This window comes from Pseudomonas alkylphenolica, assembly GCF_000746525.1.
Lineage (GTDB): Bacteria > Pseudomonadota > Gammaproteobacteria > Pseudomonadales > Pseudomonadaceae > Aquipseudomonas > Aquipseudomonas alkylphenolica.
Genome location: NZ_CP009048.1, coordinates 1,633,051 through 1,656,208 on the forward strand (window position 1 = coordinate 1,633,051; position 23,158 = coordinate 1,656,208).

Here is a 23,158-nt window from a genome sequence, read left to right on the forward strand (position 1 = left end):
GCACTGCCTTCGCCGGCGTGCGGTTTTTTCTTTACAAGAGATGTAGTCAATTGAATAAGGAGAGTGCTGTGTCGCGTAGACGCGTCGTGGTCACCGGTATGGGTATGCTGTCGCCACTGGGTACGGATGTGCCGAGCAGTTGGCAGGGCATTCTGGCTGGCCGCAGTGGCATAGGTCTGATTGAACATACGGACCTGTCTGCCTACTCCACCCGTTTTGGCGGCTCGGTAAAGGGCTTCGAGGTTGAGCAGTACCTGTCGGTCAAGGAAGCCCGCAAGCTCGATCTGTTCATTCAGTACGGCCTGGCAGCCGGTTTTCAGGCAGTGCGTAACGCCGGCCTGGAAGTGACCGATGCCAACCGCGAGCGCATTGGCGTGGCCATGGGCTCGGGTATCGGTGGCCTGACCAATATCGAAGAAACCAGCCGGACTTTGCATGAGCAGGGCCCGCGGCGCATTTCGCCGTTCTTCGTGCCGGGTTCGATCATCAACATGATTTCCGGTTTCCTGTCGATCCACCTGGGTGTACAGGGACCTAACTACGCCATTGCCACGGCCTGCACGACCGGTACCCACTGTATCGGCATGGCGGCGCGCAACATCGCCTTCGGTGAAGCCGACGTGATGATTGCCGGTGGTGCGGAAATGGCCGCCTGCGGTCTGGGCATGGGCGGCTTCGGTGCCTCGCGGGCGCTGTCGACCCGCAATGACGACCCGACCCGTGCCAGTCGTCCGTGGGACAAGGGCCGTGATGGCTTCGTGCTTGCCGACGGTGCCGGTGCGCTGGTGCTCGAAGAGCTCGAACACGCCAAGGCCCGTGGTGCGACCATCTATGCCGAGCTGGTTGGTTTTGGCATGAGTGGCGACGCCTACCACATGACCTCGCCGCCAGAAGATGGCAGCGGCGCAGCGCGCTGCATGGTCAACGCCTTGCGCGATGCCGGCCTGAACGCTGATCAGGTGAACTACATCAACGCCCACGGCACTTCGACCCCGGCCGGTGACCTGGCTGAAGCGTCGGCGATCAAGTCGGTGTTTGGCGACCACGCCTACAAGCTGGCGGTCAGCTCGACCAAGTCGATGACCGGTCACCTGTTGGGCGCCGCCGGTGCAGTGGAAGCGATCTTCAGCGTGCTGTCGATCAACAGCCAGGTAGCCCCGCCGACCATCAACCTCGATGAGCCAAGCGAAGGTTGCGATCTGGATTTCGTGCCGCATGAGGCGCGCAACATGCCGATCGATGTCGTGCTGTCCAACTCCTTCGGGTTTGGCGGTACCAACGGCTCGCTGGTGTTCCGCCGGTTCGCCGAGTAATGCACAGCTGGATCGATGGCCAGCCGGCGCAGGCAATCAACCTGCAAAGCCGTGCGCTGGCCTACGGCGATGGTCTGTTCGAGACCATCGCGGTCAGGGCCGGTCGGCCATCGTTGCTCGAGTACCATCTCGAGCGCCTGGCGCTGGGTTGCCAGCGCCTGGCGATCAGCGCCGATCATGGCCTGATTCGCGACGAGCTATGCCGTTACGCCAGCCTGCTGGATGACGGTGTACTCAAACTGATTCTCGTCCGTGGTGACAGCCAGCGTGGCTATGCGCCTGCCGCTGGCGCGGCACCACGGCGTATCCTGCAGGGCAGTCCCTTGCCCGTTTATCCTGCCCAGCATGCCGAGCACGGGGTTCGTCTTTTTTCCTGTAGCACTCGTCTGGCGGAACAACCGCTGCTGGCCGGGCTCAAACACCTCAATCGACTTGAACAGGTGCTGGCGCGTGCCGAATGGCAGGATGCCGAGCATGCTGAAGGATTGATGCGCGATGTTTCCGGTCGCATCATCGAAGGGGTCTACAGCAATCTGTTCCTGGTGCGCGGTGCTGAGCTGCTGACGGCTGATCTGAGCCGCTGTGGCGTGGCCGGGGTCATGCGCGCGGCCTTGATCGAGCACGCGGCAAAGGCCGGGATTGCGCTGCGCATTACCGATCTGTCCCTGCAGGACCTGGAGCAGGCTGACGAAGTCTTCGTCTGCAACAGCGTCTACGGTGTCTGGCCAGTGCGTGCTTTTGCATCGCTGAACTGGTCGCCGGGTCCGCTCACCCGTAAACTGCAGGCCATTGCCCGTACGTTACTGGATACCTGATTTGTGAGACGTAAATTCTTGGTGCTGCTGGAAACCGGTTTGATTCTGGCAGGCCTGATCCTGGGTTTTTCAGCCTGGAAAGTGAATTCGGCGCTGGAGCAGACCCTGCACGTTAGCCAGGAGCAATTGCTCGACGTGCCCACGGGTACCAACCCCAACCGCATGTTCTATCGCATGGAGAGTCAGGGCCTGCTGGACGATGCCTTCTGGTTGCGTCTGTACTGGCGCTTCAACATGGCGGGGGTGCCGCTGCACACCGGCGAGTACCGCATGACCCCGGGCATGACCGTACGCGACCTGTTCGAGGTCTGGCGTCGTGGCGATGTCGTGCAGTACAGCCTGACCCTGGTCGAAGGCTGGAACTTCCGTCAGGTGCGCTCGGCGTTGGCCAAGCATGAAAAAATCAAGCAGACCCTCGATGGCCTCAGCGATGCCGAGGTGATGGACGAACTCGGTCACCCGGGGGTGTTCCCTGAAGGGCGTTTTTTCCCTGATACCTATCGCTTCGTACGCGGCATGACCGATGTCGAGTTCCTCCAGCAAGCCTATGCGCGCCTGGATGAAGTGCTGGCCAAGGAGTGGGCGGAGCGTCCTGCTGACCTGCCGTATCGTGACCCGTACCAGGCGCTGATCATGGCGTCGCTGGTGGAGAAGGAAACCGGCGTGCCGCAGGAGCGCGGTCAGATCGCCGGGGTGTTCGTGCGTCGCATGCGCATCGGCATGTTGCTGCAGACCGACCCGACAGTGATCTACGGCATGGGGGAGCGTTACAACGGCAAGATCACCCGCGCCGACCTGCGCGAACCGACGCCGTACAACACCTATACCAATGCTGGCCTGCCGCCGACCCCGATTGCCATGGTCGGACGTGAAGCCATTCACGCAGCCTTGAACCCGACGCCGGGCAGCAGTCTGTACTTCGTCGCCCGTGGCGATGGTAGTCATATCTTCTCCGACGACCTGGATGCGCACAATTCGGCGGTCCGCGAGTACCAGATCAAGCGCCGTGCCGATTACCGTTCGAGCCCGGCACCGGTGACTGAATCCGAGCCTGAGCCCGAGGCCGGGCCGCAGTCATCGGAACCCACTGAGGCTATCCCGGAGCCGTTGCCTGAAGCGTCGGCGCCAGCCACTGAAACCTCTTCGCAATGATCAACTGTAAGGACTGCCTGTGAGCGGCTTGTTTATCACCCTGGAAGGTCCCGAAGGCGCGGGCAAGAGCACCAATCGCGAGTACCTGGCCGAGCACCTGCGTGCCCAGGGTGTGGATGTGGTGCTGACCCGCGAGCCTGGCGGTACGCCGCTGGCCGAGCGGATCCGCGAACTGCTGCTGGCCCCCAGCGACGAAAAAATGGATGCCGACACCGAGCTGTTGCTGGTGTTCGCTGCCCGTGCCCAGCACCTGGCCGAAGTGATTCGCCCGGCCCTGGCCCGCGGTGCAGTGGTGCTCTGTGACCGTTTCACCGATGCCACCTACGCCTACCAGGGTGGTGGCCGTGGCCTGTCGCTGGAGCGCATTGCTACGCTGGAAAACTTTGTTCAGGGCACGCTGCGCCCGGACCTGACCCTGGTCTTCGATCTGCCGGTGGAAATCGGCCTGTCCCGCGCCGCGGCCCGCGGGCGCCTGGACCGTTTCGAACAGGAAGGCCAGGCCTTTTTCGAGGCCGTGCGTCAGGCCTACCTGGCACGCGCCAAGGCGGCCCCGCAGCAGTACAAACTGATCGACGCTTCGCAAACGCTGGCACAGGTGCAGCAAGCACTGGATGCCTTGCTGCCGCAGATCCTGGAACGCTGCCGTGGCTGAGGCCTTCCCTTGGCAGCAGGCGTTGTGGCAACAACTGGCCGGACGCACCCAGCACGCTCACGCCTATCTGCTGCATGGGCCGCAAGGCATCGGCAAGCGCGCGCTGGCCGAGCGGCTGATGGCCTTGTTGCTGTGTCAGCGCCCGGCCAATCTGCAAGCGTGCGGGCAGTGCAAATCGTGCCTGTTGCTGGCCGCCGGCAGTCATCCGGACAACTATGTGCTGGAGCCGGAGGAGGCCGACAAGCCGATCAAGGTCGACCAGGTGCGTGACCTGGTGTCCTTTGTGGTCCAGACCGCACAGTTGGGCGGGCGCAAGGTGGTGTTGATCGAGCCGGTCGAGGCGATGAACATCAATGCGGCCAACGCCTTGCTGAAAAGCCTGGAAGAGCCGTCCGGCAATACTGTGTTGCTACTGGTCAGCCATCAGCCCAGCCGCTTGTTGCCGACCATCAAGAGTCGTTGTGTGCAGCAGGCATGTCCTTTGCCCAGCGCCACGCAAAGCCTGGCCTGGTTGAGTACAGCCTTGCCGGAGTGCGATGAGCTGGAACGTCTGGAGCTGCTCAGCCTTGCTGCCGGTTCGCCACTGGCTGCGGTCAGCCTGCAGGCGCAGGGTGTGCGCGAGCAGCGCGCACTGGTGGTCGACGGGGTGAAAAAGCTGCTCAAGCAGCAGCAATCCCCGAGCCAGCTGGCCGAAGCCTGGAATGCCATTCCCTTGCTGTTGCTGTTCGACTGGTTCTGTGACTGGTCGAATCTCGTCCTGCGCTACCAGTTGACCGAGGATGAGGAAGGTTTAGGCTTGAACGATATGCGCAAGGTCGTGCAGTACCTGGCGCAGAAGAGCGGCCAGGGCAAGGTTCTGGAGATCCAGGACTGGATTCTCGCCCAGCGCCAGAAAGTCCTGGCCAAGGCCAATCTCAATCGCGTGCTGTTGCTCGAAGCGCTGCTGGCCTCCTGGGCCATGTTGCCCGGCCAGCGTTGAGCCGGGCTGCCCCTTTATTTCTTTTCAGTGTTGTCATCTGCCCATGCTTGTAGATTCCCATTGCCATCTCGATCGTCTCGACCTCACCGCTCACCAGGGTTCTCTGGATGCGGCCCTTGAGGCTGCCCGCGCCCGTGGTGTCGGCCACTTCTTGTGCATCGGCGTCAGTGCCGACAACGCCAAGGCGGTCAAAGACCTGAGCGAGCGTTACAGCGACGTTGACTGCTCGGTAGGCATCCATCCGCTGGACCTGACTCCCGACGGTGCGCCGCCGCTGGAGTGGCTGCTCAAGGAGCTTGAGCACCGGCATGTGGTGGCCATCGGTGAAACCGGGCTGGATTATCACTACGAGCCAGAAGCGGCCGAGGTGCAGCAGGAGTCCTTCCGCCTGCACCTGCAGGCTGCGCAGACTACCGGCAAGCCGGTGATCATCCACACCCGTGCGGCGCGTGCCGACACCCTGAACCTGTTGCGCGAAGCGGATCTGAGTCAGGCCGGTGTGCTGCATTGCTTCACCGAAGATTGGGACATGGCCAAGGCAGCGCTGGACCTTGGCTACTACATCTCGTTGTCCGGCATCGTGACCTTCCGCAATGCCGATGCCTTGCGCGACGTCGCCCGGCAAGTGCCGGCCGATCGCCTGCTGGTGGAAACCGACTCGCCTTACCTGGCGCCGATTCCGTATCGCGGTAAACCGAACCTGCCGCAGTATGTGCGGGAAGTGGCGGAGTTCGTGGCGATGGTGCGAGGTGAAAAGTACGAGCAATTGGCGGAGCAGACCACTGCGAACTTCAAGCGTTTGTTCCCATTGGCGCGTCTGTAGGAACTGCTCTAGTGGGGCTTCGGTGGGGGCGGGCTTGTCCCGCGATGACGCCGGAGCAGCTAGCATCGCATCGCGGGGCAAGCCCGCTCCCACCGGGTATCAAGGCACCACAGCAGGAATCTCAGGCAAAAAAAAACCCGGGTTCTGGGGGGTGAATCCGGGTTAAGACCATTAGGAGTAAAACAAAGGTACGCGGTCCCTGAGCACCTTTATCGGCGCGCCACTTGGGGGGATGCGCCACGCCAACACCTGAAGTATTGGTCAGGATTGGCGGGCTGCCAGCGGCTATTGCTCGTTTTTTAAACAGATTTGGAATACGGCCACGGCTGCTGAGCACTCATCGCTCTGCAATCTGCCGCACAATTGCCAGAGTTTCGTCGATTACCTGCCTGGGCGTGTAGAAATGCGGGGAAAAGCGCACGCCAGGCCCGCGAGTAATGCATACGACCTGTTCCTGCTTCAGGCGATGATAGGCGTCGGCGTTATCCACCCCGGCGATACTGAACGAAACGATGCCGGAGCGGCGCTGCGGATCTTCCGGGCTGTGCAGTTGAACCCCGGGAATAGCCGCCAGCCCTTCATAGAGCCACTGCACCCGCTCTGCGAGCAGCGTCGATACCTGTTCCATCCCCACTTCTTCCAGCAGCGACAGGCTGGCGTCCAGTGCCGCCGCGCCGAGCATGTTCGGGCTGCCGCATTCAAAGCGCCGGGCACTGCGGGCCGGCTCCCACTCGGTGCGGGTGTAGTCGCCCATGTGTTCGAGCATGTGCCAGCCGTATTCGCTGAGCTTCAGTTGTGGGCGAACCTCGGCGCGGCAATAGAAAACGCCGAGGCCTTCCGGGCCAAGCATCCATTTGTGACCATCAGCCATGGCGAAGTCGCACTGATAGGCTTGCACGTCGAAGGGCAGGGCGCCCAGTTGCTGAATGGCATCGATGCAGAACAGCACGTTGCGCTCACGACAACCCTGGCCGAGCCGCACCAGGTCCAGGCGCAGGCCGCTGGCGAACTGCACGGCGCTGATCGCCAGCAGGCGCACGCGCGGGCTGCAGGCGGCCAGCAGATCGGCTTCCGGATCCTGCCCCTTGAGGCTCACCTGGATCACTTCTACGCCCCGGTCGGCCAAGGCTTCCCAGACGATGCGGTTGGAGGGGAACTCTTCATCGCTGATGACGATCCGGTCACCGGCCTGCCAATCAATACCGAAAGCAACGAACGAAAGGGCCTCTGAGGTGTTCTTGACCAAGGCGATGTCATCGGTCGATGGTGCGTTGGTCAGGCGCATCAGGCGTTCGCGCAGGCGTTGCTCCATCGCCATCCAGTGCGGATAGTCCCTGGCACCGAGCCAAACGTTTTCGTTGGCAAAGCGCGCAACGGCCTGGCTGGCCCTTCTTGGCCAGGGAGCGACGGCCGCGTGGTTCAGGTAGCGAAGGCCCGGAGCCTGTTCAAACTCATCAAGAAACATAGACATGGTCGGATGATCCGTGCATTTTGGCGCAAGTTAGGCATAATAACCGGCTTCGATTTTGATCCAGTCCTTCTTATGCAGAAAGAACCTCGTAAGGTCCGTGAGTTTCGTCGCCGTGAGCAAGAAATTCTCGATACCGCGCTCAAGCTGTTTCTCGAACAGGGTGAAGACAGTGTCACCGTCGAGATGATCGCTGATGCAGTCGGTATCGGCAAAGGCACGATCTACAAGCATTTCAAATCCAAGGCGGAGATCTACCTGCGCCTGATGCTCGACTACGAGCGCGATTTGAACGAACTGTTGCACTCTGCCGATGTTGATCGCGACAAGGAAGCCCTGTCGCGTGCCTACTTCGAATTCCGCATGCGCGATCCGCAGCGTTACCGCTTGTTCGACCGCCTCGAAGAGAAGGTGGTCAAGGGCAACCAGGTGCCGGAGATGGTCGAGGAGCTGCACAAGATCCGTGCCTCCAATTTCGACCGTCTGACCTTGCTGATCAAAGGTCGCATCAGCGAAGGCAAGCTCGAAGATGTGCCGCCGTACTTCCACTACTGCGCCGCCTGGGCGCTGGTGCATGGCGCGGTGGCGCTGTATCACTCGCCGTTCTGGAGCAACGTGCTGGAGGACCAGGAAGGCTTTTTCCAGTTCCTGATGGATATCGGCGTGCGTATGGGCAACAAGCGCAAGCGTGACCCGGACGCCACCGGCAGCTGACCTGTTCGGCAGTCGAACGAAACTACTGGCGTGGCCCCCGCAGGAATATACTCAGGTATGAGGCTTGCAAAAACCTGATTTTTGAGTCAGGTTTTGCAGGCCCGATTCATCCATGCCGGAGTCATCCATGATCGTCGACCGCCAAGGCAGGCGTTTTCGCAATTTGCGTGTCAGCCTGACCGCTGCCTGCAACTACGCCTGCACCTATTGCGTGCCGGACGGCAAGCGTCTGGTGGCGGCCCTGGATGAGCTGTCTGCCGAGGCCATGGCCCGCGCTGTGGCCTACCTGATCGAAGCAGCCGGCATCGAGCGTTTGCGCATTACCGGTGGCGAGCCGCTGGTCAGCCCCAAGCTTGAAACCTTTCTGACTTCGGTCGCAGGCCTTGGCCTGGATGAAATCAGCCTGACCACCAATGGCCAGTTACTGTCGCGCAAACTGCCATTGCTGCGTGCGGCCGGTATCCGCCGCCTCAACGTTTCCCTCGATACCCTTGATCCTGATGCTTTCCGGCGTATTGCCCGTGGTGGCGACCTGGCCACTGTGCTCGATGGCATGGAGCAGGCCACAGCGGCCGGGATGAAAATCAAGGTCAACATGGTGCCGTTGCGCGGACAGAACTTCGATCAAGTGGTGCCGCTGCTTGAGTACTGCCTGGCCCGCGGCTACGAGCTGCGTTTTATCGAATTGATGCGCATGGGCCACCTGGCTCGTGACAGCAATGCCTTCCTGCAGCAGTTCGTCAGTCTCGAACACTTGCTGCAGTTGATCGGCGAGCGTTACGAATACCTGCAGGCCAATGCGCCGGTGGATGCCACCGCACTGCGCTATCAGATCCCCGGCCAGGGCTACTTTGGCGTGATCGCCAACGAAAGCGTACCGTTTTGCCGGACCTGTTCACGCTTGCGCCTGTCGTCCACCGGCTGGCTGCATGGCTGCCTGTCGTCGAGCAACCGTCACTATATCGGCGACTTGCTCGACAAGCCGCGTCACCAGGCCTTGCCGGCGCTGCAGGGGTTGCTGGTCAAGGCCCTTGGCGACAAGCAGCCGGTGGCATTTTCCGGTGGCGCAACGGTGATGAAAATCATCGGTGGCTAAGACTGGCGCAAAAGCTGCATCTGTCAGCTGTTCGCCGGTTTTCCGTCACCGGCCACTGGAGGATAGATGCGTAGCCTGGTTTTGCTGCTGGCGCTGATGGCGCTGGGCGGCTGTATGAATGTCAGCGATATGGGCGAGGGTGTCCGTTATCACATGAGTGATGCCGGTCTGCTCGATCACAGTGATACCCGCCGTTCGCTGTCGGTGCGCCTGCAGCCTGATTCATTCATTTACATTGGTCAGGGTGCCTTCGTCCCTCCCGGCAAGGGGCCTTATCCACGGCCCAACGTGGTGGCAGAGGAAGCCTTCAAGGGCTTTATCGAGTACTTCCCCATGGTCCGTCGCGCTCAGGGGCCGCTGGGGCTGGAACAGGCCCTGGTCGAGGCGCGTGGAGTGGGTGCGCATTACTTGCTCTATGCGCGCTTTGCCCGCACCGATGACCGTATCGGCAATGGCGATGAATGGTATGACGAGCAGGCAGTCGACCGCCTGGGCATCGATACCGGTGTGATCCAGTTGATGCTCATCGAAACCAATACCCGCTACCTGATCGATACCACACGGATCAACAGCCGTGGCGGAATGCTGACGTTTCACGACAACACGCCGGAAGATTTGCTAGGGCCGCCGCTTGAGGATTACGCTCGTAGCCTTTTGGGCATGAGTCGTTGAGGAGAGGGTGATGACCGATACCGGCAAGGCCATTGATCTGCTGGCGCAGATTCCCAAATCCGAAAAGGGGCTGCCACCGGTGCATCTGTGGAGCCCGGACTTCTGTGGCGATATCGACATGCGTATCGCCCGTGACGGTACCTGGTACTACCTGGGCACGCCGATCGGGCGCAAGCCGATGGTGCGGTTGTTCTCCACCATCATTCGCCGCGACGGCGACGATTATTTCCTGGTGACGCCGGTGGAAAAGGTCGGCATCAAGGTCGACGATGCGCCATTTGTTGCCGTCAGCCTTGAAGTCGAAGGTGAGGGGGAGCAGCAGGTACTGCGCTTCACCAGCAATGTCGAGGATCAGGTCGAAGCAGGCCCCGAGCACCCTTTGCGTTTCGAAATCGATGCGCAGACCCAGGAGCCATCGCCCTATGTGCATATGCGCAGCAACCTTGAGGCGCTGATCCATCGCAATGTGTTTTATCAGCTGGTGGAGCTGGCCGTACCGCAGCAGATTGCCGGGGAGCAATGGCTGGGGGTCTGGAGCAGCGGCACCTTCTATCCTATTGGTCGCAGCTGATTAGCCTCCGCGTTTTTCCCCGAATTGGCGCTTTTTACCTCGTGGTGGCCGGCATAACCTGCCGCTATTCCCCATCACGAGGCAGTGTCAATGAAACCGCGTCTGTTACCTGTCAGCACCCTGATCGTCGCTAGCCTGTTTACCCTGCCGGGCGCTTGGGCCCATGGTCCGGAGCCGGGCCAGGAGGCGGTCAAGATCCTGCAAGAGCAATTACCGAGCAATGCCGCTGGCAAGAAAGCCATCATGCTCACGGTCAGTTATGCACCAGGACAGAAGTCCGTGGCGCATCAACATCCGGGGGCAGTCATGGCTTATGTGCTCGAAGGCACGGTGGTGTCCCAGCTCAAGGGCGAGCCCAAGCCGGTGACTTACAAGGCGGGTGAGTTCTGGTACGAAGCGCCGGGGTCGGTGCACCTGGTGTCTTACAACGCCAGTGAGACAAAGCCGGCAAAATTGCTGGTGTGGTCGCTGGTGGATGAGCAGCGGCCAGTGACCGAGCCTTATCAGCCGTAGGGCAGGGTAAAGCACGAGAGGCTGAAACGAAAAAACCTCCAGTGCTCAGCGCAGCTGGAGGTTTTTCAAGTGTTTGGCTCCGCGACCAGGACTCGAACCTGGGACCCAATGATTAACAGTCATTTGCTCTACCGACTGAGCTATCGCGGAATCTGTGGCGTATCTTACTGATTGCTAAGGGGAAGTCAAGCCTCCCCCGTGCAATTCAGTGATTACAGAACCTCGACGATCGCCTTGGTTACCACATTGATGTTGCTCTGATTCAGGGTGGCCACGCAGATACGACCGGTATCCAGCGCGTAGATGCCGAACTCGTTCTTCAGGCGTGCGACCTGATCGACGCTCAGGCCCGAGTACGAGAACATGCCGCGCTGACGGGCGACGAAGCTGAAGTCGTGCTCAGGTGCCTGGGCAGCCAGCAGCTCAACCATCTGCTTGCGCATGCCGTGGATGCGCTGACGCATCTCACCCAGTTCCTCTTCCCACATCGCACGCAGTTCCGGGCTGTTGAGCACGGTGGCGACGATGGTGGCGCCGTGGGTCGGCGGGTTGGAGTAGTTGGTGCGGATCACGCGCTTGACCTGCGACAGCACGCGCGCGCTCTCTTCCTTGGACTCGGTGATGATCGACAGCGCACCCACGCGCTCGCCGTACAGCGAGAAGGATTTGGAGAACGAGCTGGAGACGAAGAAGTTCAGGCCCGACTCGGCGAACAGGCGCACGGCGAAGGCGTCTTCGTAGATGCCGTCGCCAAAGCCCTGGTAGGCCATGTCGAGGAATGGCACGTGGCCCTTGGCCTTGACCACTTCCAGAACATTTTTCCAGTCGTCCAGGCTCAGGTCTACGCCCGTCGGGTTATGGCAGCAGGCGTGCAGCACGATGATCGAGCCGGACGGCAGGGCGTTGAGGTCTTCGAGCATGCCGCTGCGGTTGACGTCGTGAGTAGCGGCGTCGTAGTAGCGGTAGTTCTGCACCGGGAAACCAGCGGTTTCAAACAGGGCGCGGTGGTTTTCCCAGCTCGGGTCGCTGATGGCCACTACGGCGTTTGGCGAAACCTGCTTGAGGAAGTCGGCACCGATCTTCAGCGCGCCGGTACCGCCAACGGCCTGAGTGGTGATAACCCGGCCAGCAGCCAGCAGCGGCGACTCGGCACCGAACAGCAGCTTCTGTACGGCCTGGTCGTAGGCGGCGATGCCGTCGATCGGCAGGTAACCGCGGGAAGCGTGCTGGGCAGCGCGCTGGGTTTCGGCTTCGATCACTGCACGCAGCAGTGGGATACGCCCTTCTTCGTTGCAGTAAACACCTACACCCAGGTTGACCTTGTTGCTACGGGTATCGGCGTTGAAAGCTTCGTTGAGGCCCAGAATGGGGTCGCGTGGTGCCAGCTCGACAGCGGAAAACAGGCTCATTATTACCTTGGCTCTGAATGGAGAGTGGAAGAGGTCGCACGCTCCAGTCGAATGCACTAGAGCGGTGCACAAACGGGGAGTCAGTATAGTGATACCCATCGGTCACGGCGACAGTCTGACGCAGCTTTTCCTGCTGTTTCGCCGATTATTTTTCGACCGTTAGTCGAATTGACCGGTCCATACTCACATCATTGCGTTGAAACTGGCGTTCGAGAGCCCTAATTCGGTATAAGTACTGTCTATAAATACAGTTGCCAGCGTCTGCGATAAAAACGTCGCGATTACACAGAGGTTTGTCATGTCCGAGTTTCAGCTCGTCACCCGTTTCCAGCCGGCCGGCGACCAGCCCGAAGCCATTCGCCTGATGGTCGAAGGCATCGAAGCGGGCCTGGCGCATCAGACCCTGCTCGGGGTGACTGGCTCGGGCAAGACCTTCAGCATCGCCAACGTGATCGCCCAGGTGCAGCGGCCGACTCTGGTGCTGGCGCCGAACAAGACCCTGGCAGCGCAGCTGTATGGCGAGTTCAAGGCATTTTTCCCCAACAATGCCGTGGAGTACTTCGTTTCCTACTACGACTACTACCAGCCCGAAGCCTATGTGCCGTCGTCCGATACCTTCATCGAGAAGGATGCCTCGATCAACGACCATATCGAGCAGATGCGCCTGTCGGCAACCAAGGCGCTGCTGGAGCGTCGCGATGCGATCATCGTCACCACGGTGTCCTGTATCTACGGTCTGGGCAGCCCGGAAACCTACCTGAAGATGGTCCTGCACGTGGACCGTGGCGACAAGCTCGACCAGCGCGCCTTGCTGCGCCGCCTGGCCGACTTGCAGTACACCCGCAACGAAATGGACTTTGCCCGCGCCACCTTCCGTGTGCGTGGCGATGTGATTGATATCTTCCCGGCCGAATCGGACCTCGAAGCCATCCGCATCGAGCTATTCGATGACGAAGTGGAGAACATTGCCGCCTTCGATCCGCTGACCGGTGAAGTGATCCGCAAGTTGCCGCGTTTCACCTTCTACCCCAAGAGCCACTACGTGACCCCGCGCGAAACCCTGCTTGAGGCGGTGGAGGGCATCAAGGAGGAGTTGCAGCAACGGCTGGAGTACCTGCACAAGGCCAACAAGCTGGTCGAGGCCCAGCGCCTGGAGCAGCGCACCCGCTTCGATCTGGAAATGATCCTCGAGCTGGGTTACTGCAACGGCATCGAGAACTACTCGCGCTACCTCTCCGGTCGTCCGGCCGGAGCGCCGCCACCGACCCTCTACGATTATCTGCCGGCTGATTCATTGCTGGTAATCGACGAATCCCATGTCAGCGTTCCCCAGGTCGGGGCGATGTACAAGGGTGACCGCTCGCGCAAGGAAACCCTGGTCGAGTACGGCTTCCGCCTGCCTTCGGCGCTGGACAACCGGCCGATGCGTTTCGATGAGTGGGAGAGCGTCAGTCCGCAGACCATCTTCGTTTCCGCCACGCCCGGGAACTATGAGGCTGAGCATGCCGGTCGGGTTGTGGAGCAGGTGGTGCGGCCGACCGGTCTGGTCGACCCTCAGGTTGAAGTGCGTCCGGCCACCACCCAGGTCGACGACCTGCTCTCGGAAATCCGCAAGCGTGTTGCAGTGGAAGAGCGTGTGCTGGTCACCACCCTGACCAAGCGCATGGCCGAAGACCTCACCGATTACCTCGCCGATCACGACGTGCGGGTGCGCTACCTGCATTCGGATATCGACACCGTGGAACGCGTCGAGATCATCCGCGACCTGCGCCTGGGGACCTTCGATGTACTGGTGGGGATCAACCTGTTGCGCGAAGGTCTGGACATGCCCGAGGTGTCGCTGGTGGCAATCCTCGATGCCGACAAGGAAGGTTTCCTGCGTTCCGAGCGTTCACTGATCCAGACCATTGGCCGTGCAGCGCGCAACCTCAATGGCCGGGCGATCCTCTATGCCGACAGAATTACCGGCTCGATGGAGCGGGCTATCGGCGAAACCGAGCGTCGTCGTGACAAGCAGATTGCTTTCAACCAGGCCAACGGCATTGTGCCCAAGGGCGTGGTCAAGGACATCACCGACATCATGGAAGGTGCCAACGTGCCCGGGTCGCGCAGCAAGAAGCGCAAGGGCATGGCCAAAGCCGCCGAAGAAAGCGCGCGCTACGAAGCCGAGTTGCGCTCACCTGGCGAGATTGCCAAGCGGATCAAGCTGCTGGAAGAGAAGATGTATCAACTGGCTCGGGACCTGGAGTTCGAGGCTGCGGCGCAGTTGCGCGACGAGATTACTGCGTTGCGCGAGCGTTTACTTACGGTTTGAGGTCCTCATCGCGGGGCAAGCCCGCTCCCACAGTGGGAGCGGGCTTGCCCCGCGATGCGATCAATGAGCTTCCCCTGCCTTCAACCCCGGCGGCAACTTGCGCGTCATCATCACCGCCAGCATGCTGATCGCTAGGCCGATACCGACAAAATGGAAGGCATCGTTGTAAGCCATGATCATCGCCTGCTGATGGGTGATTTCACTCAGCTTTCCCAGCGCCGCGCTGTCGCTTCCCAGACGTTCCGAAAGCTGTGCCAGGCGCTCTGCCACCTGTGGGTTGCTCGGCACGACGGACTCACGCAAGTAATCGAAGTACACCTTGGTTCGTGCATCCAGCAGCGTCGCCAGCAAGGCAATGCCGATGGCACCGCCAAGGTTACGCAGGATGTTGAACAGGCTCGACGCCGAGCCTGCATCCTGAGGCAGGATGTAGCTGGTGGCGATCAACGAGATGGTCACCATGATCATCGGCTGGCCAAGGGCGCGGATGATCTGGATATGGTTGAACTGTTCGCCGGCGAAGTCCGGATTGAGTACCCCGGAACCGAAGCTGGCCAGGCCGAACAGGCCGAAACCCAAGGTGCAGAGAATCTTGGGTGAAATCACCTTCATCAGCTGCGGTACCAGCGGAATCAGAAACAGCTGCGGAATACCCATCCACATGATCACTTCGCCGATCTGCAAAGCGTTGTAGTTCTGGATTTGTGCCAGGTACAGCGGCAGCAGGTAGATCGAACCATACAAACCCACCCCCATCCCCAGGCTGGCGATACTCGACAGGCCGAAATTACGGTTACCGAGAATGCGCAGGTTGATCAGCGGATTGGGTTTGGAAAACTGCAGGATCACAAAGGTGATCAGGCTCAGCAGGGCGATGCTACCGAGGCTGACGATCAGGCTCGACTCCAGCCAGTCCTTGCGATGGCCTTCTTCCAGGAACACCTGCAGGCAGCCCAGGCCGACGCCAAGCGTAACAATGCCGGCGTAATCGGTGCTTTTCAGCAGTTCCCAATGCGACTCTTTCTTTTCCAGGCCATAGAGCAGGCCGCCAATCATGATCAGGCCGGGCGGGATGTTGATGTAGAAGATGTACTCCCAGCCCCAGTTTTCGGTCAGCCAGCCACCCAGGGTAGGGCCGATGGAGGGGGCAAAGGTGGCGGTCATGGCAAACATCGCCATGCCTTTGGCGCGATGGTGTTCGGGCAGTTTGATCAGGGTCAGGGTGAACGCCAGGGGAATCAGCGCGCCACCGGTAAAGCCCTGCATGGCGCGGAAGATGATCATGCTCTCCAGGTTCCAGGCCATGGAGCACAGCAACGACGACACCAGAAAACCCAGCGACACCCACACTGCCAGGCGCCGCGCCGACAGCAGTTGCACCAGCCAGGCGGTCAGCGGAATCATGATGATCTCGGCCACCAGGTACGAGGTGGAGATCCACGAGCCTTCCTCGAGGGTGGCCGAGAGGGCGCCCTGGATGTCCTTGAGCGAGGAGTTGGTGATCTGGATGTCGAGCACCGCCATGAAGGCGCCGAGCATCACGCTCATCACCGCGATCCAGTCGCGTCGGCTGGGTTCGCCGACAGGACGGATCAGCGAATCACCGGCCATTGTCGGTAGTGTCCCGGATGTCCACAGTGGCGGTGACCGACATGCCCGGGCGGATCCTGCCGCTCAGCGGGTTGTCGGCGGCGAAGGTCAGCTTCACCGGAATACGCTGTACCACCTTGGTGAAGTTGCCGGTGGCGTTGTCGGGTGGCAGCAGGCTGAACTGGGCGCCGGAGGCGGCGAACAGGCTGTCGACCCGGGCCGCGATCGGCGTATCGGGATAGCTGTCGAACACCAGTTCGGCGGTCTGCCCCGGCAGCATGCGGCCAATCTGGGTTTCCTTGAAGTTGGCCTGGATCCAGATGTCCTGGTCGGGAACGATCGACAGCAGGTAGGCGCCAGCCTGCACCACCTGACCATTACGGGCGGCACGCTGGCCGATCATGCCGCTGATCGGCGCGTGGATTTCGCTGCGGGTCAGGTTCAGCTCGGCCTGGGCCAGTTCGGCACGGGCATTGACGATCTGCGCGTCCAGGCGCTTGATTTCAGCGCTCAGGGCGTTGACCTGCTGACGCTGGCCTTGCAGGTCAGCCTGAGCCTTGCTCACCTGGGAGCGGGCGACGTGGTTTTCTGCCGACAGGGTGGTCACCCGTTCTTCGGAGACGAAGCCCGGTTTGCGCAGGGCCTGAGCACGGTTGAGGTCCAGCTCGGCGCGCCCCAGGGTGGCCTGGTTGGCGGCGACCTGGGCCTGGCCGGCGGCAATCAGGCTGGATTGTTGGGTCAGGCGGCTTTCGGCTTGCAGGCGCTCGGCTTCACGGGTGGCGAGGGCGGCGCGGGCGCGTTCCACGGCCAGGCGGAAATCGTCCGCCTCAAGGCGTACCAGCAGATCGCCCTTGGCCACATGCTGGTTGTCCTGAACCAGTACTTCATCGATGCGCGCGCTGAGCTGGCTGGAAACCCGGGTGATTTCACCCTGTACATAAGCATTGTCGGTGCTCTCGTAGAAGCGTCCTTTGACATACCAGTGGGCGAAAAAGGCGAGGGCGATGAACAGAACCAGGGTCAGGAAAACCAGCAGGCGGCGTTTGAGTTGAGCGGGCATGGGGTACTATCGTTCCAAAAATGTAAGCAAATTTAACCGTGTTTGGATCCGCCACCACAAGTGCTGATCGCGCCCATTGCTGGAGCCCGGTGCCTGCTCCCTGTTAACATCCAGCCTTTGATTCATCTCTAGTTCGAGACTCTCATGACCACCGTTCGCACGCGTATCGCGCCTTCGCCTACTGGCGATCCCCACGTCGGCACCGCCTACATCGCCCTGTTCAACTACTGCTTTGCCAAGCAGCACGGCGGCGAGTTCATCTTGCGTATTGAAGATACCGACCAGCTGCGTTCGACCCGCGAGTCCGAACAGCAGATCTTCGACGCCCTGCGCTGGCTCGGTATCGAGTGGAGCGAAGGTCCGGACGTCGGTGGCCCGCATGGCCCGTACCGGCAGAGCGAGCGCGGCGACATCTACAAGCAGTACGCCCAGCAACTGGTTGACATGGGCCACGCCTTCCCGTGCTTCTGCACCGCCGAAGAGCTGGACCAGATGCGCGCCGAGCAGATGGCCCGTGGCGAGACCCCGCGCTACGACGGTCGAGCCTTGCTGCTGTCGGCCGAAGAAGTGCAGCGCCGCCTGGCCGCTGGCGAGCCGCATGTGATCCGCATGAAGGTGCCGAGTGAAGGCGTCTGCGTGGTACCGGACATGCTCCGTGGCGATGTCGAGATCCCGTGGGACCGCATGGACATGCAGGTACTGATGAAGACCGACGGTCTGCCGACCTACTTCCTGGCCAACGTCGTCGACGACCACCTGATGGGCATCACCCACGTGCTGCGCGGTGAAGAATGGCTGCCGTCGGCGCCCAAGCTGATCAAACTGTACGAGTACTTCGGTTGGGAACAGCCAACCCTGTGCTACATGCCGCTGCTGCGTAACCCGGACAAGAGCAAGCTGTCCAAGCGCAAGAACCCGACCTCGGTGACCTTCTACGAGCGCATGGGCTTCATGCCGGAAGCGATGCTCAACTACCTGGGGCGCATGGGCTGGTCGATGCCGGACGAGCGTGAAAAATTCTCCCTGGCCGAGATGGTCGAGCACTTCGATCTGTCGCGGGTTTCCCTGGGCGGGCCGATTTTTGACATCGAGAAGCTGTCCTGGCTCAACGGCCAGTGGCTGCGCGACCTGCCGGTGGAAGAGTTCGCCGCACGGGTGCAGAAGTGGGCGTTCAACAGCGACTACATGATGAAGATCGCGCCGCATGTGCAGGGCAGGGTAGAAACCTTCAGCCAGATCGCCCCGCTGGGTGGCTTCTTCTTTGAAGGCGCGCTCAAGCTCGATGCCAAGCTGTTCGAGCACAAAAAATTGTCGGCCGACCAGGTGCGTCAGGTGATCCAGTTGATCCTGTGGAAGCTGGAAAGCCTGCGTCAGTGGGAAAAAGACCGCATTACCGGTTGCATCCAGGCCGTGGTCGAGGCCCTGGAGCTGAAGCTGCGTGATGCCATGCCGCTGATGTTCGCCGCGATCAGCGGTCAGGCCAGTTCGGTATCGGTACTCGACGCCATGGAAATCCTCGGCCCGGACCTGACCCGCTATCGCCTGCGTCAGGCTCTGGACCTGCTCGGTGGTGTGTCGAAGAAAGAAAACAAAGAGTGGGAGAAGCTGTTGGGCACCATCGCCTGATACCTATCGCGGGGCAAGCCCGCTCCCACCGGTGGGAGCGGGCTTGCCCCGCGAAGAGGCTCCAAACCCCAGCAAAACCGGGGTGAATCACCAAGCTGGCCGGTAAGTGTTTGTTATCTCGGAAAAAATTTTCAGAATTTGTTGAAAATTTATTTGACAGGTCTGCAATCCGATCTTAATATGCGCCCCGTCCACAGCGATGAACGAAACGAAGCGCGAAGCACCCAGCCAAGCGATTCAGTTCAAAGCGACATTGTGGGGCTATAGCTCAGCTGGGAGAGCGCCTGCATGGCATGCAGGAGGTCAGCGGTTCGATCCCGCTTAGCTCCACCAAATTCCGATTCGTAGTCATCTACACTGACTGCGGAGTCAACCGGGTTCCAGCGACCGGGTTGTTAAGGTAAGAAGGTTCGTCCCCTTCGTCTAGTGGCCTAGGACACCGCCCTTTCACGGCGGTAACAGGGGTTCGAGTCCCCTAGGGGACGCCAGTTTTACACAAGTGATGACGAAAGAGATCACTGGGCCGCGAGGCTAGAAATCTGGGGCTATAGCTCAGCTGGGAGAGCGCCTGCATGGCATGCAGGAGGTCAGCGGTTCGATCCCGCTTAGCTCCACCAATTTTGCCAGGATTCGTGAAAACGGATCTGTACGAAGGTTACAAGTCCCCTTCGTCTAGTGGCCTAGGACACCGCCCTTTCACGGCGGTAACAGGGGTTCGAGTCCCCTAGGGGACGCCATTTTACCCACTTTGTGGGATTTCAAGGCTCATTCGATTATTGAATGAGCCTTTTGTTTTTGTCTCGAAAAAAGTTCTCCTCTCCCTTCTTCTTCCTCTGTGCGACAAGCGGCAGGGGAAAGTGCTTGCAGAAAAATATTATGAGAATAATATTCTACTCATAATATTCGGAGGCAAGTCATGAACGACAAAAAAGCGAAAACCCGTGAACGGATTCTTGATGCCGCCTGCAGCGCACTGATCCAGCACGGTCCGGCCGAACCCAGCGTCAACCAGGTCATGGGCGCTGCCGGGCTTACGGTAGGGGGCTTCTACGCGCACTTCGACAGCAAGGATGCGCTGATGCTCGAAGCCTTCAGCCAGCTGCTTGCAGAGCGTCGGGCGCTGCTTGCCGAGGTTGACCCGAACATGAGCGGCGAAGAGCGTCGTGCCCTGGTTGCCGCTTTCTACTTGTCGCGCAAACACCGTGATGCCACCGAGCGCGCCTGCCCGCTGCCCAACTCCCTGGGTGAGATGGCGCGGCTGCCGGATACCTTCCGTCAGGTGCTGGGCGAACACATTGAATTGATGATGGCCAATCTTGCTGACAGCCCTGAAGAGGCCGACAAGGTCCTCGCCGACCTGGCGTTGATGGTCGGTGGTCTGGCCTTGGCCCGTGCTCTAGGCACAGACGAGCTGTCTGACCGTATCCTGCGTGCCGCCAAATCGGCGGTGGTCTGATCGAGCGACACCCACCGGAGCGAAGCGATGAATACCTTGAGCTGGATTCGTAGCGTCAACGGCACCCTCGGACGGCTGGCGCCAGAACATGTTGCGGGCAAGATGCGCCGCGCGTTCATGACCCCGCGCAACCTGCCGCCGCGTGAGTGGGAGTTGCCGCTGCTGGCCCGCGCCGAGCGCATAACATTGCGCTTCGGTTTGTCGGCGCTGCGCTGGGGGCAGGGGCCGACGGTCTTGTTGATGCACGGTTGGGAAGGGCGCCCGACCCAGTTCGCACACCTGATCGATACCCTGGTGCAGTCCGGCTACACCGCCGTGGCCCTGGAAGGGCCGGCCCATGGTCATTCGCCGGGTAATCAGGCGCATGTCGTGCTGTTCGCCCGGGCGCTGCTCGAAGCCGCCGCCGAGTTGCCGCCGTTGCATGCGGTGATCGGTCATTCCATGGGGGGCTCCAGTGTCATGCTCGCCCTGCAGTGGGGGTTGCGTGCTGAAGCGGCGGTGAGTGTTGCCGCGCCGGCGCAGTTGCTGGGGGTGTTGCGTCGTTTCGCCAATCACCTGGGCATGCCGACCCGTGCGCGGGCGGCTTTTGTGCGCCAGATTGAACGGGATGTCGGCATTCCGATCGGGCGCTTGGATGTCGGCGGCTATCAACTGGAAATCCCGGCACTGATCGCACACGCCGAAGACGATAGTCTGGTGCCAGCCAGCGAGGCTCAGGCGATTCACCGGGCCTGGTTCGACAGTCGCCTGTTGATGCTGCCCGATGGTGGTCATCAGCGCGTACTGTCTGATCCAAAATTGATCGACGGCGTCATGGCACTGCTGGCGCGTCGTCTTGTACCGGCGCGGCAATCCGCCTGAGCATCCGTTACACTCTGCCCGTTCATCACAGACCTGGAGCGGGCATGAGTTGGGATCTGGCAACACCGTTCACGATTGATCTGCGCGTCGCTGCCGACGATATCGATGGCCTCGGCCACGCCAATAATGCGGTCTACGTCACCTGGCTGGAGCGCTGTGCCTGGCGCCATTCCCAGCGTCTGGGGCTGGACCTGGCCGAGTACCGGCGCCTGGACCGGGCGATGGCCGTGGTGCGTCATGAAATCGACTACCTGGCGGCCGCCTATGAAGACGACGAGTTGCAGTTGGCGACCTGGATCGTTGACTGGGATCAGCGCCTGAAGATGACCCGGCGCTTCCAGCTGATGCGGCCTAGTGATGGCATTACTTTGCTGCGTGCGCAGACTACCTTCGCCTGTATCGAGCTCTCCACCGGCAAGCCCAAGCGCATGCCGGTAGAGTTTGTTGAAGGTTACGGCCCAGCGCTTATGCAGATGGCTTGAAGTTAGGTCTTGCTCAGGCGATAAGGCAGTACTCCAGTCAAGTGGGGAGAGATGTTCACATCCGAGGAGGCGAACGGATTTCTCCCGGTGAATTGGAGCTCATCCAGAACGGTTTCTGCTGCAGGGTTTGCCAAGGTGAGGCAATCGACCCGGTTTAGCTGTGGGTTAGATTCAGTGCGGAAGTTGAGTATCTCGTAGTTGTGGGGTTTGATCTGTTTCATCTTGGGGTTTCTTTTCAGCGAGTCGCTAGCTCATTCATGAGCTGGCGACATCCTGTGGCGGGCGCGTCCAGCGTCAATTGATCTAATCATCGAACTCTTGTTTGGGAGGGGCTGGGCGCATGTAGAGGCGCTGGAGCTCCACAGTGGGAATAGCTGTTTCATTGATATCTCCCTGTCGTCGATTTCGTTTTGCGGCAGGTGTAAAAGAGTAAATGCCTTCATCTGGGGGGAGCAGTCCCAGGGCTCCTGTTTGCAAGTGGACAATTTCCGACTGGCTTGTCGGAAATATCCTGGGCTGGATGAATGCTGAGCCTGTAATCTTGCGGTTCTGGTAGCATTTACTTCTTTTTTTACGTGGTTCATCCCCCATGCAAATTGCCCTGGCCCCGATGGAGGGGCTGGTCGACAACATCCTCCGCGACGTACTGACCCAGGTGGGCGGCATCGACTGGTGTGTCACCGAGTTCATTCGCGTCTGCGACCGGCTGTTGCCTGCGGCTACCTTCGACAAGCTGGCACCTGAGTTGAGCCAGGGCGCGCAAACTGCGGCTGGGGTGCCTTTGCGCGTGCAACTGCTCGGTTCCGATCCCGTTTGCCTGGCAGAAAACGCAGTACTGGCCTGCGAGCTGGGCGCGCCGGTGATCGACCTGAACTTCGGTTGCCCGGCCAAGACCGTGAACAAATCCCGAGGCGGGGCAGTGCTGCTCAAGGAGCCGGAACTGCTTCACGCCATCCTTCGTGAGGTGCGCCGCGCCGTGCCTGCGCATATTCCGGTGACCGCCAAGATGCGCCTGGGCTTCGACAGCCCCGACGGTGCCCTGGACTGTGCTTTGGCCTTGGCCGAGGGTGGTGCCGAGCAGTTGGTGGTACATGCGCGGACCAAGGTTGATGGCTACAAGCCGCCGGCCCATTGGGAGTGGGTGGCGAAGGTGCAGGATGTGGTCAAGGTACCGGTTTACGCCAACGGCGAGGTCTGGACCCTGGATGACTGGCGGCGCTGCCGTGAAGTCAGTGGCGTCGAGGACATCATGCTTGGCCGCGGGCTGGTATCACGTCCGGATCTGGCCCGGCAGATTGCCGCGGAGCGCGATGGCGTAGCGTTCGTGCCGATGGACTGGCAGAGCCTGCTGCCGCTGATCCAGGACTTCTGGGGCCAGGCCCGGGCGCAGATGACCCCGCGCCAGGCGCCAGGACGCTTGAAGCAATGGGTGGCGATGCTGACCCGCACTTATCCTGAAGCCGTGGCATTGTTCACCGAGCTGCGCCGGGAAACCGACTGCGATCGCGTCGGCCAGTTGATCGGCATACCGGTCAGTGCGGCGGCCTGAAAAAATTTTCGCAGGGTTGCTTGAAAAGCAGGCGAGGGTCCTT

At 60.8% G+C, this 23,158-nt stretch carries 22 protein-coding genes and 5 tRNA genes; 21 read left to right on the forward strand and 6 right to left on the reverse strand.

The annotated features are described in order from the left end of the window. Positions 1-68: 68 nt before the first annotated feature. From fabF to PSAKL28_RS07660, 6 genes are read left to right on the forward strand one after another with little or no spacing between them, the layout of a single operon-like run. Positions 69-1,313: a beta-ketoacyl-ACP synthase II gene (gene fabF / locus PSAKL28_RS07635; protein WP_038608596.1), complete on the forward strand. Its 1,245-nt coding sequence runs from the start codon at positions 69-71 to the stop codon at positions 1,311-1,313. Further along, on the forward strand, positions 1,313-2,128 hold the full coding sequence (gene pabC, locus PSAKL28_RS07640) for an aminodeoxychorismate lyase (protein ID WP_038608599.1): 816 nt from the start codon (positions 1,313-1,315) through the stop codon (positions 2,126-2,128). The genes fabF and pabC overlap by 1 nt, the downstream gene beginning before the upstream one ends. A 3-nt stretch (positions 2,129-2,131) precedes the next feature. After that, complete coding sequence (gene mltG, locus PSAKL28_RS07645; protein ID WP_038608602.1) at positions 2,132-3,280, forward strand: endolytic transglycosylase MltG; 1,149 nt, start codon at positions 2,132-2,134, stop codon at positions 3,278-3,280. 19 nt (positions 3,281-3,299) lie between these two features. Then, positions 3,300-3,932, forward strand: coding sequence for a dTMP kinase (tmk, locus tag PSAKL28_RS07650; RefSeq protein WP_038608606.1), 633 nt, complete (start codon positions 3,300-3,302; stop codon positions 3,930-3,932). Then, complete coding sequence (locus PSAKL28_RS07655) at positions 3,925-4,911, forward strand: DNA polymerase III subunit delta' (protein WP_038608609.1); 987 nt, start codon at positions 3,925-3,927, stop codon at positions 4,909-4,911. Before tmk ends, PSAKL28_RS07655 begins: the two co-directional genes overlap by 8 nt. Before the next feature lie 43 nt (positions 4,912-4,954). Then, a complete protein-coding gene (locus tag PSAKL28_RS07660) occupies positions 4,955-5,734 on the forward strand; it encodes a TatD family hydrolase (protein ID WP_038608612.1) in 780 nt (259 codons plus the stop codon). Positions 5,735-6,071: 337 nt separating this feature from the next. Here the strand turns inward: PSAKL28_RS07660 and PSAKL28_RS07665 are convergent, their stop codons facing one another. Beyond that, complete coding sequence (locus tag PSAKL28_RS07665) at positions 6,072-7,205, reverse strand: aminotransferase class V-fold PLP-dependent enzyme (protein ID WP_038608615.1); 1,134 nt, start codon at positions 7,203-7,205, stop codon at positions 6,072-6,074. A gap of 72 nt (positions 7,206-7,277) precedes the next feature. On the opposite strand from PSAKL28_RS07665, the gene PSAKL28_RS07670 reads away from it, so the two are divergent. From PSAKL28_RS07670 to PSAKL28_RS07690, 5 genes are all read left to right on the forward strand, one after another. Next, the gene (locus PSAKL28_RS07670; protein WP_038608617.1) at positions 7,278-7,916 is read left to right on the forward strand and encodes a TetR/AcrR family transcriptional regulator; all 639 of its coding nucleotides are present in this window, start codon (positions 7,278-7,280) and stop codon (positions 7,914-7,916) included. A gap of 127 nt (positions 7,917-8,043) precedes the next feature. After that, positions 8,044-9,012: a GTP 3',8-cyclase MoaA gene (locus PSAKL28_RS07675; protein ID WP_038608620.1), complete on the forward strand. Its 969-nt coding sequence runs from the start codon at positions 8,044-8,046 to the stop codon at positions 9,010-9,012. A 66-nt stretch (positions 9,013-9,078) separates the two neighbouring features. Then, positions 9,079-9,684: a DUF4823 domain-containing protein gene (locus PSAKL28_RS07680; RefSeq protein WP_038608622.1), complete on the forward strand. Its 606-nt coding sequence runs from the start codon at positions 9,079-9,081 to the stop codon at positions 9,682-9,684. Between the two features lie 10 nt (positions 9,685-9,694). Further along, complete coding sequence (locus PSAKL28_RS07685) at positions 9,695-10,255, forward strand: DUF1285 domain-containing protein (protein WP_038608624.1); 561 nt, start codon at positions 9,695-9,697, stop codon at positions 10,253-10,255. 90 nt (positions 10,256-10,345) lie between these two features. Beyond that, complete coding sequence (locus PSAKL28_RS07690; protein WP_096335662.1) at positions 10,346-10,768, forward strand: cupin domain-containing protein; 423 nt, start codon at positions 10,346-10,348, stop codon at positions 10,766-10,768. A 74-nt stretch (positions 10,769-10,842) separates the two neighbouring features. Here PSAKL28_RS07690 and PSAKL28_RS07695 read toward each other — a convergent pair. Together PSAKL28_RS07695 and PSAKL28_RS07700 are read right to left on the reverse strand one after the other, a co-directional pair. Continuing rightward, a tRNA-Asn gene (locus PSAKL28_RS07695) sits at positions 10,843-10,918 on the reverse strand. A gap of 62 nt (positions 10,919-10,980) precedes the next feature. Beyond that, complete coding sequence (locus PSAKL28_RS07700) at positions 10,981-12,177, reverse strand: amino acid aminotransferase (RefSeq protein ID WP_038608627.1); 1,197 nt, start codon at positions 12,175-12,177, stop codon at positions 10,981-10,983. A gap of 298 nt (positions 12,178-12,475) precedes the next feature. Between PSAKL28_RS07700 and uvrB the strand changes: the two genes are divergently transcribed. Beyond that, on the forward strand, positions 12,476-14,491 hold the full coding sequence (uvrB, locus tag PSAKL28_RS07705) for an excinuclease ABC subunit UvrB (RefSeq protein ID WP_038608630.1): 2,016 nt from the start codon (positions 12,476-12,478) through the stop codon (positions 14,489-14,491). A gap of 60 nt (positions 14,492-14,551) precedes the next feature. On the opposite strand, the gene PSAKL28_RS07710 is transcribed toward uvrB, so the two are convergent. Then, positions 14,552-16,102, reverse strand: a complete 1,551-nt coding sequence (locus PSAKL28_RS07710; protein ID WP_038608633.1) for an MDR family MFS transporter — start codon at positions 16,100-16,102, stop codon at positions 14,552-14,554. Further along, positions 16,092-17,141 carry an HlyD family secretion protein gene (locus PSAKL28_RS07715; protein ID WP_038608636.1) on the reverse strand — a complete coding sequence of 350 codons (1,050 nt, stop codon included), beginning with the start codon at positions 17,139-17,141 and terminating at the stop codon, positions 16,092-16,094. The genes PSAKL28_RS07710 and PSAKL28_RS07715 overlap by 11 nt, the downstream gene beginning before the upstream one ends. A gap of 144 nt (positions 17,142-17,285) precedes the next feature. On the opposite strand from PSAKL28_RS07715, the gene gltX reads away from it, so the two are divergent. The 8 genes from gltX (at position 17,286) to PSAKL28_RS07755 (ending at position 21,566) form a co-directional block, all read left to right on the forward strand. Next, positions 17,286-18,767, forward strand: a complete 1,482-nt coding sequence (gltX, locus tag PSAKL28_RS07720) for a glutamate--tRNA ligase (protein WP_038608639.1) — start codon at positions 17,286-17,288, stop codon at positions 18,765-18,767. Between the two features lie 257 nt (positions 18,768-19,024). Continuing rightward, a tRNA-Ala gene (locus tag PSAKL28_RS07725) sits at positions 19,025-19,100 on the forward strand. 79 nt (positions 19,101-19,179) lie between these two features. Further along, positions 19,180-19,255: transfer RNA gene (locus PSAKL28_RS07730), tRNA-Glu, on the forward strand. 53 nt (positions 19,256-19,308) lie between these two features. Next, a tRNA-Ala gene (locus PSAKL28_RS07735) sits at positions 19,309-19,384 on the forward strand. Between the two features lie 44 nt (positions 19,385-19,428). Further along, positions 19,429-19,504, forward strand: a tRNA-Glu gene (locus PSAKL28_RS07740). A 179-nt stretch (positions 19,505-19,683) separates the two neighbouring features. Beyond that, positions 19,684-20,223 carry a TetR/AcrR family transcriptional regulator gene (locus PSAKL28_RS07745; protein WP_038608642.1) on the forward strand — a complete coding sequence of 180 codons (540 nt, stop codon included), beginning with the start codon at positions 19,684-19,686 and terminating at the stop codon, positions 20,221-20,223. Positions 20,224-20,250: 27 nt separating this feature from the next. Next, the gene (locus tag PSAKL28_RS07750; RefSeq protein WP_038608645.1) at positions 20,251-21,084 is read left to right on the forward strand and encodes an alpha/beta fold hydrolase; all 834 of its coding nucleotides are present in this window, start codon (positions 20,251-20,253) and stop codon (positions 21,082-21,084) included. A gap of 44 nt (positions 21,085-21,128) precedes the next feature. Further along, positions 21,129-21,566 carry an acyl-CoA thioesterase gene (locus tag PSAKL28_RS07755; RefSeq protein WP_038608648.1) on the forward strand — a complete coding sequence of 146 codons (438 nt, stop codon included), beginning with the start codon at positions 21,129-21,131 and terminating at the stop codon, positions 21,564-21,566. 2 nt (positions 21,567-21,568) lie between these two features. On the opposite strand, the gene PSAKL28_RS07760 is transcribed toward PSAKL28_RS07755, so the two are convergent. Further along, positions 21,569-21,787: a hypothetical protein gene (locus tag PSAKL28_RS07760; protein ID WP_038608651.1), complete on the reverse strand. Its 219-nt coding sequence runs from the start codon at positions 21,785-21,787 to the stop codon at positions 21,569-21,571. Positions 21,788-22,155: 368 nt separating this feature from the next. On the opposite strand from PSAKL28_RS07760, the gene PSAKL28_RS07765 reads away from it, so the two are divergent. Continuing rightward, on the forward strand, positions 22,156-23,115 hold the full coding sequence (locus PSAKL28_RS07765; RefSeq protein WP_038608654.1) for a tRNA dihydrouridine synthase: 960 nt from the start codon (positions 22,156-22,158) through the stop codon (positions 23,113-23,115). Positions 23,116-23,158: the final 43 nt, after the last annotated feature.